At 62.4% G+C, this 13,170-nt stretch carries 11 protein-coding genes; 6 read left to right on the forward strand and 5 right to left on the reverse strand.

Going from position 1 to position 13,170, the window contains the following annotated elements:
* Positions 1-18: 18 nt before the first annotated feature.
* Complete coding sequence (locus OKC29_RS07565) at positions 19-639, reverse strand: acyl carrier protein phosphodiesterase (RefSeq protein ID WP_073349713.1); 621 nt, start codon at positions 637-639, stop codon at positions 19-21.
* Positions 640-814: 175 nt separating this feature from the next.
* Here OKC29_RS07565 and iadA point away from each other — a divergent pair, with 175 nt between their 5' ends.
* The gene (iadA, locus tag OKC29_RS07570; RefSeq protein WP_073349715.1) at positions 815-1,945 is read left to right on the forward strand and encodes a beta-aspartyl-peptidase; all 1,131 of its coding nucleotides are present in this window, start codon (positions 815-817) and stop codon (positions 1,943-1,945) included.
* Positions 1,946-2,051: 106 nt separating this feature from the next.
* Here iadA and OKC29_RS07575 read toward each other — a convergent pair whose 3' ends face one another.
* The gene (locus OKC29_RS07575) at positions 2,052-2,954 is read right to left on the reverse strand and encodes a lysine exporter LysO family protein (RefSeq protein WP_073352391.1); all 903 of its coding nucleotides are present in this window, start codon (positions 2,952-2,954) and stop codon (positions 2,052-2,054) included.
* Positions 2,955-3,487: 533 nt separating this feature from the next.
* Between OKC29_RS07575 and OKC29_RS07580 the strand changes: the two genes are divergently transcribed.
* The 4 genes from OKC29_RS07580 (at position 3,488) to OKC29_RS07595 (ending at position 6,738) form a co-directional block, all read left to right on the forward strand.
* Positions 3,488-4,258 carry an ABC transporter ATP-binding protein gene (locus tag OKC29_RS07580; protein ID WP_011705574.1) on the forward strand — a complete coding sequence of 257 codons (771 nt, stop codon included), beginning with the start codon at positions 3,488-3,490 and terminating at the stop codon, positions 4,256-4,258.
* 65 nt (positions 4,259-4,323) lie between these two features.
* Positions 4,324-5,097, forward strand: a complete 774-nt coding sequence (locus OKC29_RS07585; protein ID WP_011705575.1) for an ABC transporter substrate-binding protein — start codon at positions 4,324-4,326, stop codon at positions 5,095-5,097.
* A 204-nt stretch (positions 5,098-5,301) separates the two neighbouring features.
* Entirely contained in the window at positions 5,302-6,042 is a 741-nt protein-coding gene (locus OKC29_RS07590) for an ABC transporter permease (RefSeq protein WP_011705576.1), read from the forward strand.
* Between the two features lie 3 nt (positions 6,043-6,045).
* On the forward strand, positions 6,046-6,738 hold the full coding sequence (locus tag OKC29_RS07595; protein WP_011705577.1) for an ABC transporter permease: 693 nt from the start codon (positions 6,046-6,048) through the stop codon (positions 6,736-6,738).
* Between the two features lie 52 nt (positions 6,739-6,790).
* Here OKC29_RS07595 and OKC29_RS07600 read toward each other — a convergent pair whose 3' ends face one another.
* From OKC29_RS07600 to OKC29_RS07610, 3 genes are all read right to left on the reverse strand, one after another.
* Complete coding sequence (locus tag OKC29_RS07600) at positions 6,791-7,432, reverse strand: energy-coupling factor ABC transporter permease (RefSeq protein ID WP_011705578.1); 642 nt, start codon at positions 7,430-7,432, stop codon at positions 6,791-6,793.
* A gap of 86 nt (positions 7,433-7,518) precedes the next feature.
* Complete coding sequence (gene pflA, locus OKC29_RS07605; RefSeq protein WP_011705579.1) at positions 7,519-8,337, reverse strand: pyruvate formate lyase 1-activating protein; 819 nt, start codon at positions 8,335-8,337, stop codon at positions 7,519-7,521.
* A 65-nt stretch (positions 8,338-8,402) separates the two neighbouring features.
* Positions 8,403-11,342 (reverse strand): sensor domain-containing phosphodiesterase, encoded by a 2,940-nt coding sequence (locus OKC29_RS07610; RefSeq protein WP_016350333.1) that lies wholly within the window; start codon positions 11,340-11,342, stop codon positions 8,403-8,405.
* A gap of 134 nt (positions 11,343-11,476) precedes the next feature.
* On the opposite strand from OKC29_RS07610, the gene OKC29_RS07615 reads away from it, so the two are divergent.
* Positions 11,477-13,165 carry an FAD-dependent oxidoreductase gene (locus tag OKC29_RS07615; protein ID WP_073349717.1) on the forward strand — a complete coding sequence of 563 codons (1,689 nt, stop codon included), beginning with the start codon at positions 11,477-11,479 and terminating at the stop codon, positions 13,163-13,165.
* The last annotated feature ends 5 nt before the right edge of the window (positions 13,166-13,170 follow it).

Consider the following 13,170-nt stretch of genomic DNA (forward strand, 5'->3'; position numbering starts at 1 on the left):
CCCCTCGCGGGGCCTTTTTTATGGCCGCAAACCGGGGGGGCCGCCGGTCTTGCGATAGTGGGCCAGCTGCTGCAGGCTGTGGCTCATCAGTTGGGGGTAGAAGCGCAAAAAGCCCGCCTCGCACCCATGCCATTGCGCTTGCTTGAGGGTGAGCAGCGCATCGCCGAGCGGCAGGGGGCGGCGCAGCCGGCGGCCGATGCCATTGAGGGCCTGCGCCAGCCCCTCTTTGTGCTGATAGGAGGCGATCCAGTTCTGCTCCGCCATCCGTCTGAGGGGCAGCGGCAACCCATCCGGCAGGCGGTCTGCATCCACCAGCAGGTGCCGGTAACTCTGCTGCAGGAAGCGGGGCAGGGCCTCGTCATGAAACTGCGGCCAGTGCAGGCTGAGCCAGTGGTCGTAGAGCATGTCCACCAGGATGCCGCCAAAGCGGCGCCAGGGGGCCTCGAAGCAGGCCACCGCCGCCCTGTGTTCGGGGTGACTGTCGGTGAAGGTGTCTATCTTGCGGTGCAGCCAGATCCCCTCGTCGAATTCGGTGCCGAGCGTGCTCGGCAGGGCGCCCTTGACGAAATCCCCCAGCAGGTTGCCGGTGAGAGAGCTGTGGGTATGGGCTGCCAGATGCAGGTGAGCCAGATAGTTCATGAAAGGTGACGTCAGCCAGGGGAATTGTCGCTGAGCCTAGCGGATCCGGCGGCCCTTGCCTACGGGAACGGGCGCTCAGCCGTGAGGAAGTGCTTCCCTCCATGACCGCCGGCTGGGTAGAGTGCAGCATGGCTGGCGCTTTGTGGCGCCCATCATCATCACGAGGAGCATGCACATGTTGACCCTGATCGAGGGCGCCGAACTCTATGGCCCGATTGCGCTGGGCCGCCAGGATCTGCTGGTGGCCGATGGCCGCATTGCCTGGATGGGCCGGGGCTTGTCAGTCCCCGCCGACTGGCCGCTGACGCGGGTGGATGGCCGCGGCCGCTATCTGGTGCCCGGGCTGGTGGATCCGCTGGCCCACATCACCGGCGGTGGCGGCGAGGGGGGCTTTGGTTTTCGCACGCCGGAGCTGGCGGCAAGGGAGGCGCTGAGCGCAGGGGTCACTACCCTGGTGGCGGCGCTCGGTACCGACAGCCTGACTCGCAGCCCGGCCCAGGTGCTAGGCAAGGTGCGCGAGTTTCGCGCCGCCGGGGTGAGCGCCTTCATGTATACCGGCTCCTACCATCTGCCGGTCAAGACCCTCACCGGCACGGTGGAGTCGGACATCATGCTCATTCCCGAGGTGCTGGGGGTGGGGGAGATGGCCATCAGCGATCACAGATCCAGTGCGCCGACCCACGACGAGCTGGCCCGCCTGGTGAGTGAGGCGCGGGTGGCCGGGCTGCTCGCCGGCAAGAGCGGGGTCAGCTTCTTTCATCTGGGGGACGGGCGTGGGGCGCTGGCGCCGCTGCGGGCTTTGCGCGATGGCACCGACATCCCGCTGCGCCAGCTCTATCCCACCCACTGCAACCGCAACCCCTGGCTGTTTGCCGAGGCCATCGAGTGGGGGCGGGCCGGTGGCTTGGTCGATCTCACCACCTCGAGTTTTCCGGACTTGCTGGACGATGGCGAGCAGCTGGCGGCCGATGCCCTGGTGGAGCTGCTGGCGGCCGGGGTGCCTGCCGATCGTATCAGCTTCAGCTCGGACGCCAACGCCAGCCTGCCGCGCTTCGATGGCGAGGGGCGTCTCATCGAGCTGCGCTGCGGTCAGATAGGCAGTCTGTGGCAGGCGCTGGTGGAGAGTTGCGACAAGGGGGTCGCGCTGGAGGTGGTGCTGGCGGTGGTGACGGCCAATCCGGCCAGGGCGCTGGGGCTGGCGACCAAGGGCACGCTGGCGGTGGGGCAGGATGCGGATCTGCTGCTGATCGACCCCGATACGCTTACCATCGAGCGGGTGATGAGCGGCGGTCGCTGGCGCACCTGAAGGCCGCTAGTTGACGGGTGCCTGTTATGCCCGCTCCCCTTCTTTTAAACGACAAGCCCGGCAGCAGTGCCGGGCTTGTCGTTGGCGCTTGGCCGCTCAGGGGCAATCAGATGGCGAGGAAGCCCAGGATCAGGATGGGGCCGAGCAGGCTCAGGATAAAACCGGAGACGATGGCGACCGGCACCACCTGGATGCCGCCGGATTTCTGGATGACCGGCAGGGTGAAGTCGAGCGCGGTGGCGCCGCCATAGCCGATGGCGGCGGAGGGGTGGCGGCGCATCAGCATCGGAATGATCAGGATGGCGATGAGCTCGCGCCCCAGATCGTTGATGAAGGCGGCGGAGCCCAGCACCGGCCCCAGTTTGTCGGCCACCAGGATGCCGGAGAGCGAATACCAGCCGAAGCTGGAGCTGAGGGCCAGGCCGTGGGTCAGCGGCATGCCGAGCAGCTGGGCGGCCAGCAGGCTGCCCAGCCAGCTGCTGAGGATGACGGTGACGGCGATCTTCATGCCCCAGGGGTTGAGCAGGATCTGGCGCAGCCGCATGCCGGAGTTGCGCATCTGCACCCCGATGAGAAACAGCAGCAGCATCAGCGCCCACTCGCTCCACTTGTCGATGGGCAGGGCGCGCAGGTCGACCAGCAGCCCCAGCAAGACGCCACCCAGCACCACGAAACAGAGCTGCAGCGACTCCCACAACAGATGCAGCTTGCTCGGCATCTGGCCCTCGCTGGCCTCGTGGGTGGGAGGTGAGCGCCTGTCCAGCCACCAGAGGGCCAGCAGGTTGCACAGGGTAATGGCGGCGAGCATCACCCCGGCCACCTTGAAGATCACAGCCAGATTGCTGCCCAGGTTCTCCACGTAGGCGAGCCCCAGCCCCATCAGGAACAAAATGAGATAGACCATCTTGCCCAGCGATTGATTGACCAGCTTGATCAAACGGGCAGAGGAGAGGGGTACCAGATAGCCGATTACCAGCGGCAGCAGGATCAGCAACACATTGAGCAACATCGGGGCCTCGATCACAAAAACTGACAAAAATGACACCTTATCATCACTTATTGGGCCTGTGTCACATATTTGTGTGTTTGCCTGCTCCATCCGGAGCTTTTTTATCAATATGTTATGTTTTTGGTGCGAAATGAGGCCCGCTGTTGGGGCGCCGGCCCATTCTGGTGCAGCCAGAACGGGGCCTGACAGGCCCATTTTTCAACAGGATGCGTGTACTGCATGGTTGAATAAAGTCAATCTGGGTGGCTTGCGGCCAAAACGTAGGAATCTTCTTGCCAGCCTTGCTCTGGGGGTATAAAAAGGCGGTGTCGTCAGGCAGGGTTGATTAGCGTTTTATGCAGACAAAGTGCTGAAAAATACCTGTTTGGCCAATAAAAATACAGACAAAACACCAAAGACCTCGGTTCTGTATTGTTTTTTAACTATCCGAGTGATATTTTCGCTGAAGGTTGCCATCGGTTAACTTTTTGTTAAATAAGCGATGGTGTGAGTCACGCCCCAGCGGCGTCTAGGGACAGACAAGGTTGTAATGGATGAGCGACGTTGCCGCACTGGAAGTTCGTGATCTGCACAAATATTTCGGCACCCACGAAGTGCTCAAGGGCATCGATATGACCGCCCACAAGGGGGATGTGATCTCCCTTATCGGCTCCTCCGGTTCGGGGAAGTCGACCTTTCTTCGTTGTATCAATTTGCTGGAAACACCCTCTTCCGGCACGGTTTCCCTCCATGGCGAACTTATTCGCATGAAAACCAACCGGGCCGGTGAACGGTTGCCGGAAGATGTGCGCCAGGTGGAGCGTATTCGCAGCCGCCTGGCCATGGTGTTTCAAAGCTTCAATCTCTGGTCCCACATGACCATCATGCAGAACATCATCGAGGTACCGATCCAGGTGCTCAAGGTGCCCCGCGCCGAGGCGATGGCCAAGGCGGAACACCTGCTCAACCGGGTGGGACTGTGGGAGCGGCGCGACTACTACCCAGGTCACCTCTCCGGCGGCCAGCAGCAGCGGGCGGCCATTGCCCGGGCGCTGGCGGTGGAGCCCGAGGTGATGCTGTTTGACGAACCCACCTCGGCGCTAGATCCCGAGCTGGTGGGGGAAGTGCTCGGCCTGATGCGCGAGCTGGCCGAAGAGGGGCGCACCATGCTGGTGGTGACCCATGAGATGTCGTTTGCCCGCGATGTGTCGAACAAGGTAATGTTTTTGCATCAGGGCCGTGTGGAGGAGGAGGGCAATCCCAAGGAGATCTTTGCCCATCCCAAGTCCGAACGGTTCAAGCAATTCATCTCCTCCATCTATTGATGGCCGGGGCTGAACCCCAATAATCTGCAATTGCAACAGTCGATGATTTTATCAAGGAGAGATACATGAACAAGCTGATGCTGGCGACCGCCATAGTCACTGCCCTGTCTTCCGGCAGCCTGATGGCCAAGGAGTGGAAAGAGGTGCGGATCGGGGTGGAAGGTGCCTATCCCCCCTTCTCCTGGACCGAGCCGAGCGGCGAGGTGAAAGGTTTCGACATCGACATCGCTAACGCCCTGTGCGAGGAGATGAAGGTGAAATGTACCCTGATCAAACAGGACTGGGACGGCATCATTCCGGCGCTGCTGTCGCGCAAGTATGACGCCATCATCGCCACCATGGACATCACCGAAGAGCGCAAGAAGAAGGTGGACTTCACCCAGAAGTACCAGCACATTCCGGCCCGCTTCGCCGCCAAGAAGGGCACCGAGATCAAGCTCGACAAGGAGTTCATGAGTGGTAAGACGGTGGCGGTGCAACGCGCCACCTCCATGGACACCTACATCACCGACAACTTCCCCAACGCCACCATCAAGCGTTACGGCACAGCAGACGAGGCCTATCTCGATCTGAAATCCGGCCGGGTTGACTACGTGATGGCCGACTCCGCCGCCATCAGCGACGGCCTGCTCAAGAAAGAGGGTGGCGATGCGTTCGAGTTTATCGGCCCGAAACTGACTGATCCCAAGTGGTTTGGCGAGGGTGCCGGCATCGCGGTGCGCAAGGCCGACAAGGATCTGAAAGAGAAATTCAACGCCGCCATCCTGGCGCTGCGTGCCAACGGCAAGTACAAGGCGATCAACGACAAGTACTTCGACTTCGACGTGTACGGCGAGTAACCCCGAAGGCGCGCTACCCCGGTAGCCGCCGGCGCAATTGCGGCGAATCATCACGACAGGTTGACCCTAGTCTGTAGTCATCGGGCCCGTTGTCTCTCGCAAGGGAGCGATGGGCCCGCTTAGTTGCAATGGAGCTGCATGTGTTTGGTTTGAAAGGATATTGGGACGGAAGATTCCGCTCAATGAGTTGCAATGGAGCCGCATATGTTTGATTTGAAAGGATACGAAACCTCCCTGCTGGAGGGGGCCTGGGTCACCCTGGAAGTGGCGCTGGCCTCCCTGCTGCTGGCGTTGGTGCTCGGCATGCTGGGGGCGCTGGCCAAGCTCTCCCCCTACAAGTGGGCCCGTGGTTTTGCCACCGCCTACACCACCGTCATTCGCGGCATCCCCGATCTGGTGCTGATGATGCTGCTGTTCTTCGGCGGCCAGGTGCTCATCAACAACCTCTGTACCTGGGTCAACGAGAGCTACAACAACTACCTGCTGGCGAGCAATCCCAATCAGGAGTGGGTCTCCCTGCTGCCCGATTACATCGACATCAGCCCGTTTGCGGCCGGGGTGGCCACCATCGGCTTCATCTTCGGCGCCTACATGACCGAGACCTTCCGCGGTGCCATCCTGGCGGTGGACAAGGGCGAGCTGGAAGCGGCCCGCGCCTTTGGCATGCGGGCCACCCAGGTGTTTGTGCGGATCCTGTTTCCCCAGATGATGCGCCACGCCCTGCCAGGGTTTGGCAACAACTGGCTGGTACTGCTGAAAACCACGGCGCTGGTCTCCATCATCGGGCTCGATGACATGGTGCGCAAAGCGTCCCTGGCAGCGGGTTCGACCCAGTTGCCCTTCACCTTCTACATGGCGGTGGCCCTGATCTTCCTGATCTTCACTGCGGTCTCCACCTCGGCACTGAAATGGGCCGAGCGTCACTATGCGATAAAGACGAGGTAAGCCATGGATTTCTCAATCATTCTCACCGAATGGCCCACCTACTGGCAGGGCCTCTACACCACTGTACTGCTGGTGGCGGCTTCCTTGATCCTCGGGCTGATGCTGGCGGTGCCGCTCGGTATCCTGCGCAACAGCCGCAACTGGCTGATCAAGGGGCCGATCTGGGCCTACATCTACTTCTTTCGTGGCACCCCGCTGCTGGTGCAGCTGTTCATCATTTACTACGGCGCCGCCCAGTGGGAGTGGCTGAAAAACAGCGTCGCCTGGGATCTGTTCGCCGAAGCCTGGTTCTGCGCCCTGCTGGCGTTCACTCTGAACACCGGGGCCTATACCGCCGAGATAGTGCGCGGCGCCGTGCTCAACATGCCCAAGGGGCAGATTGAAGCGGCCAACGCCTTCGGCATGACCCGCTGGCAGACCCTGACCCGGATCATTTTGCCCAACTCGTTTCGCCGGGCACTGCCGGCCTACAGCAACGAGGTGATCTTCATGCTGCAGGGCTCGGCGGTGGCAGGCATCATCACCATCGTCGATCTGACCGGCGCCGCGCGGATCATCAACTCCCGCTACTACAGCCCGTTCGAAGCGTTCCTGACCGCCGGCCTGCTCTACATGCTGCTGACCTTCGTCATCGTCTGGCTGTTCAAGAAGTGGGAAGCCCGCTGGCACGCCCACCTGCGCCCCCGCACTGTGTAAACGCCATAAAAAAAGCCCGCAATTGCGGGCTTTTTTTATGGCTGTGTGTTGCTCAGCGGCCCAGATATTCCCGGTCGAAGAAGGTGTTGACCCAGTGGGGGCGGTAGATGGCGAGCAGGGTCATGGTCATGCCGTTGAGCAGGGCTTCGGGGAAGAGCAGCAGCGGCCAGATGGAAAGGTAGTCGGCGCTGATGGTGTACCAGGGGTAGGTGTCGCTAAGGCCCATCAGGAGGGCACTGGCCACCACCTTGACCGAGATGGAGAGGGCGCCGCCAAGAAAGGCCACCACGAACAGGTAGACGAACAGATGGCGCGGCAGCCAGGCCCAGCTGGCCAGAAACAGCAGCCAGGTGGTGGCGACGGGCAGGGCCACGCCGATGAGGGCCTGCCAGCCGATCTCGGCCAGCGGGATGACGCCAAAATAGCTGAGCACCAGCAGGGTGAGGCAGGGGGCGAGCAGGGCGAGACGCCAGCCCAGCAGCAGGGTGAGGCTGGTGAGGCCGAGAAAGTGCACGTCCAGTCCCTCGTGCAGGCCGGCCCGCAGGGTCCAGAGCGGTACCAGCACGATGGCGCCGCCGAGGCAGAGATGCTGATAGAGCGGATTGTGGTAGAGGGTGCGCAGCAAAGTGCCGCGCAGGCTGAATATGAGCAGCAGTACCCAGAGCAGCAGGGCGGCGGCTTGTCCTTCACTCATGGCAGATCCTTGTCCGGTGACGGCATGCAGATGGGCGAAGCCCGATGTGAAAGGGGCCGGCGTTTTCCCGGCCAGCCCCTGAGCTATCAGTATTTTACGTTGTTGTGGTACTTGGCGAGGATGCCCTGGACGCGGTCCATGGTCTCCTTGCTGGGCGGCTTGATCCCGTTGAGATCATAGGTGTCGCCCAGTACGTCCCACTTGTGCTTGCCAAGTTCGTGGTAGGGCAACAGCTCCACCTTCTCGACGCACTCGCCCAGTTCGGCGATGAACTGGCCGAGCCCTTCGGCGCTCTCGTCGTCGTCCGACCAGGTCGGCACCACCACGTAGCGGATCCACATGGTCTTGCCCTTGGCGGCCAGATAGCGGGCAAACTCCAGGGTGTACTTGTTGCTGACGTGGGTCAGCGGAATGTGCTTGTCGTCGTTGATCTGCTTGATGTCGAGCAGCACCAGATCGGTATTGTCGAGCACCTTGTCGAGCTGTTCATCGTAGTGGCGCACGAAGCCGTTGGTGTCGAGGCAGGTGTGGATGCCCTTCTCCTTGCAGGCAGCGAACAGTTCGGCGATGAAATTTTGCTGCAGCATGGCTTCGCCACCGGAGGCGGTGACGCCGCCGCCCGAGGCATTCATGAAGTGACGATAGCTGGTGATGTCGCTCATCAACTCCGGCACTGTCACCTCGCGGCCGCCCTGGGTGTCCCAGGTGTCGCGGTTGTGGCAGTACTTGCAGCGCATCAGGCAGCCCTGCATGAACACGATGAAGCGTATTCCGGGGCCATCGACGGTGCCGCAGGTTTCAACGGAATGGATCCGGCCAATGACCCCGGATGCATCGGCGGTCACACTGGTTTCAGCGGCGGTGGCGCTGACTTCGACAGCGGGGATCCGATTAATGACAGACATAGACGACTCCAATGATTCGAGCAGGCCGTTATTTTATTACATAAAGCCCTATAAATCCTACATGTTTAGCCCGGTACCGCGGCACCCAGCAGGCTCTCGAGGGCTTTGGCGGTGAGCGGCCGGCTGGTCAGGAAGCCTTGATAATGCTGGCATCCGAGGGATTTGAGGATGGCGAGCTGCTCTTCGTCCTCCACCCCTTCGGCGGTGACGGTAAAACGAAAAACCTTGGCCAGTTCCAGGATCGCCTTGACGATGGCCTTGTCCTGTTCGCTGTGCACTAGGGTCTGGATGAAGCTTCTGTCGAGCTTCACCTCATCCGCCGGCAGGTCGCGCAGGTAGGCGAGCGACGAGTAGCCGGTGCCGAAATCATCGATGGAGAGCAGAATGCCGAGCTCCTTGAGCTGGCGCATTCTGGCGATGCTCTCCAGCCGGTTCTCCAGCACCACGGATTCGGTCACCTCCAGCAGCAGGCGGGAAGGAGGCACCCCGGTGTCGCGCAGTATGTATTCCACCTGCTGCACGAAGCCGACGGTGTGGAACTGGCGGGCGCTGACGTTGACCGACAGATGGGGAATGGCCAGCCCGCGGTTGAGCCAGAAGCTGTACTGGGCGCAGGCGGTCTTCATCACCCAGTAGCCGATGTCCTGGATGAGGCTGGTCTCCTCGGCGATGGGGATGAACTCCGCCGGCGGCACCATGCTGCCGTCGCTGCGCTGCCAGCGCAGCAGCGCCTCAATGCCGGACAGCGCACCGTTGTCGACCCGGTATTGCGGCTGATAGTGCAGTTGCAGCTCGTGGTGGCGCAGGGCATCGCGCAGCTGGTTGTTGAGCGCCAGCTTGCTCTTCTCCTTCTCCGCCATCGCCTCGCTGAAGAACACATAGTTGCCCTGGCCGGATCGCTTGGCCATGTGGGTGGCGGTGTCGGCCTGCTGCATCAGCACCAGGTGATCCTTGTCCTCGCTGGAGAAGAGGCTGATCCCCACCGAGGCGCTGCAGTGCAGCTTGTGATCCTCGATGTCGAACGGAATGCGAAACAGCCCCATCAGCTCGCGGGCGAAGTGCTCGGCCAGGATCTTGGCGGTGACATAGCCCTGACCCAGGGCGGTAAACAGCAGGGCGAATTCATCCCCCGAGATGCGGGCCAGCACCAGGTTGTCCTGCGGCAGCCCCTTGAGCCGCTCCACCACCGCCTGCAGCAGCAGATCGCCACAGGCATGGCCGAGGGAGTCGTTGATCGACTTGAAGTTGTCCAGATCCACCAGCAGCAGGGCGCCCCACTGGCCGCTGGCCTCCTGCAGAGTGCGCTGCATGATGTCGTTGAGGCTGCGGCGGTTGTAGAGACCGCACAGATCGTCGTAATAGGCGAGCTGCTCGATGTGGCGCGCCGCCTCCTTCTCCTTGCTGATGTCATAGAAGCTGCAGACGTAGTGGCTGATCTCGCCGTGCTCGTCCTGCACCCCGCTCACCATCAAGCGGACCGGGAACAGGTGGCCATCCTTGTGCAGGCAGCGCTCTTCCCCCATCCAGAACTCCTGGGCCGCCACCGCCTGGCGCACATCCTGCTTCAGGTGATCGCCATAGTAGGTGGGTCTGAGCCGGACGATATGCTGGCCGATCATCTCATCGTCGGCAAAGCCGGTGATGCGGGTAAAGGAGTTGTTGACCTTGAGGATGATCCCCTTGTGATCCATCACCAGCAAGCCGTCGTGGGTGTTGAAAGCCACCTCGGCCAGCCGCAAGGCTTCGTCGGCGGCCAAGCGCTGCAGTTCAACGGCGGCCCGCTCGTGCTGGCTGCTGAGAGCGTCGAGCAGTGGCATGGGGTCGGCCAGGGGAGTGTCGAGTAGCAAGGTGAGCTGGCCGATGGGGGCGCCGTGCTGGCCGTGCAGCGGAATGCCGACATAGACGGGGGCATTGAGTGCCAGCAGCTGGCTGGCCTGGGGATAGCGCAGGGGCAGGTCTTCCACATAGACTGCCTGGCCGTGCTGGAACAGCTCCTGGCCGGGGCCCGGGTCCATCTGGATGGGTTTGAGCACCGAGAAGGTCTCCCCCTCCAGCACGCAGCGCGGGATCATCCACAGCTCCTGGCCGCGCGGCTGGTACTCGCCAATCCAGCCGATGCGCGCACCGCTGACGCTCATGCCCCAGCGCACCAGGGCGCGGCAATAGGCGATGCCGGTCAGCAGGGTGAGCTCGGCCGGCAGGGCCAGCACAGGGTTGTGCACAGGTTCTGGGAGCGGTTGCCAGTGGCCGAGCAGCTGGGCGCTGTGGCGCACCAGTTGTAACATCTCCTCGCTGAGGGGGGTGGCGTTGAGGTATTCAAGGCTCAGCACGCCGATGAGTTTTTCCTGCTCCAGCAACGCGCCGTCGAGGCGTGAGCTCACCCCCGCATTGGCCAGATAGTAGTGCTGGCTCAGCATGGGCTGGTGCGCCGCCTCCGAAAAGCTCAGGGACTTGCGGGTGCGCAGGGCGCGGATGTAGCGGCTGTCGCCGCGAATGGCGGCCACTTCGTCGGCCCCCAGGGTGAAGACCGGGGTCAGCTGCTCGCTGCCGAGGGGCCCGTTGGCCTGATAGTGCCAGAGGATCAGGCGATCGGCCCCCAGGCTCTCCTTGAGGGTCTCCAGCATGGCGGCAAACTGCTGCTGGCTCGCCATCTGGCTCAGGCGCGGCAGGTGCAGCGCCAGATCGGCCACCGGCTCCTGGCGCAGGGTCTGCAGGCAGATGAGCCAGAAGGCATCCTGCTCATGGGAGAGGGCGACGTGCCACTGCTGGCCGGCAAAGCGCAGCACCAGCTTGCCGCCCTGGCCGCTGGTGAGCGCCTGCTCGATGGGCAGGCGCAGTGCATCCGGCAACTGGGCCGGCCAGGGGCCTCTGGGCTCATCGAGCCAATAGAGCGGGGTTTGCATCACATCGGTCAGGGCGACCAGCCGCTGGCTGCGCACGTCCAGACGAAAGAACAGCGGTGTCTGGCTGGCAGAGGAAAGGTGACTGAGCGCGGTTGACGACATGAACTGATAACATCCTGTTGAACGACTGTCGGGTGGCAAGAATACTGCAAAATCGGTACAAACAAAATTTCATTGAATTCTAAATTAGAAAATACTAATTTAATGGCAATCTGTCGTTGACTGGAGTCTTGCTGATGAAACGGATCCTGATTGTAGGCGGTGTGGCCGGTGGTGCCTCTGCGGCGGCCAGAGCCCGCCGTCTGAGCGAAGAAGCGGAAATTGTGATGTTCGAGCGGGGCGAGTTCGTCAGCTTCGCCAACTGCGGGCTGCCTTATCACATCGGGGGCGACATCCCCAACCGGGATGCCCTGCTGTTGCAGACTCCCCAGAGCTTCAAACGCCGCTTCAATGTGGATGTGCGTGTCTTTCACGACGTCATCGAGATAGACAAGGCCGGCAAGAGCCTGCTGGTGCGCAACCTGCTGACCGGCGAAGAGCGCCGTGAAGCCTATGACGTGCTGCTGCTGAGCCCGGGCGCGGCTCCCATCCGGCCTCCGTTCCCCGGCATCGACAGCCCGGGTGTGCACACCTTGCGCAATATTCCCGACATGGATCGCATTCTGGCGGCGCTGGCGCACGATCAGCCGCGCCATGTCACCGTGGTGGGGGGCGGCTTCATCGGGCTGGAGATGATGGAGGCGCTGCACCAGCGCAAGCTGGCGGTCACCCTGCTGGAGCTCTCCGATCAGGTGATGGCGCCGGTGGATAAAGAGATGGCCAACATGCTCCATGCCCGCATCCGGGAGAAGGGAATCGATCTGCGCCTGCGCACCGGCCTCTCGGCCATCGAGAGCCTGGATGTGCTGGCGGAAAAAACCGCTGCCGTGGCCACGGAACAACGGGGTGGATTACGCCTGACCCTGAGCGATGGCTCCCGGCTCGATACCGGCCTGCTGCTCCTCGCCATCGGCGTCAAGCCCGAGACCCTGCTCGCCGCCAAGGCGGGGCTGGAGCTGGGGCCGCGCGGCGGCATCAAGGTGGATGCCGGCATGCGCAGCTCGGATCCCTTCATCTATGCGGTGGGGGATGCGGTGGAGGAGACCGACTTCGTTACCGGCGAGTCTGTGCTGATCCCGCTGGCGGGCCCCGCCAACCGGCAGGGGCGCATCGCCGCCGACAACATGCTGGGGCGCAGCGAAACCTACAAGAAGACCCAGGGCACCGCCATCTGCAAGCTGTTCGATCTGGCGGTGGCCAGCACCGGTCTGAGCGAGAAGCGGCTGCTGCAACTGGGGCTGCCGTTCGAGAAGGCCTATGTCCACCCGGGCAGCCACGCTGGTTACTACCCCGGCGCATACCCGGTCAGCCTCAAGCTGCTGTTTGCCCCGGATGGCAAGATTTATGGCGCCCAGGCCATCGGCAAGGACGGGGTCGACAAACGCATCGACGTGCTGGCAGTGGCCCAGCGCGCCGGTCTCACCGTGTTTGATCTGCAGGATCTGGAGCTCACCTATGCACCGCCCTTTGGCTCGGCCAAGGACGTGATCAACATGGCTGGCTTCGTGGCCAGCAACCACTTGAAGGGGGATACCCTGCTCTGCCACGCAGCCGAGGTCGATGCCCGTCACCCTCATCAGCAGGTGCTGGATGTGCGCAATGGCCCCGAACTCGACAAATTGGGTCGCATCCCGGGGGCGATGCACATCCCGCTGGATGAGCTGCGCGGTCGCCTCCATGAACTGCCCAAGGATAAAGAGCTGCTCATCAGCTGCCAGGTGGGTTTGCGCGGTCACGTGGCCTGTCGCCTGTTGAGCCAGCACGGCTTCAAGGTCAAGAACCTCTCCGGCGGCTTCAAGACCTGGCAGATGGCGGTGATGGAGTAACTCGC

Origin of the sequence: Aeromonas sp. QDB34 (assembly GCF_027705405.1) — a bacterium.
GTDB lineage: Bacteria > Pseudomonadota > Gammaproteobacteria > Enterobacterales > Aeromonadaceae > Aeromonas > Aeromonas hydrophila.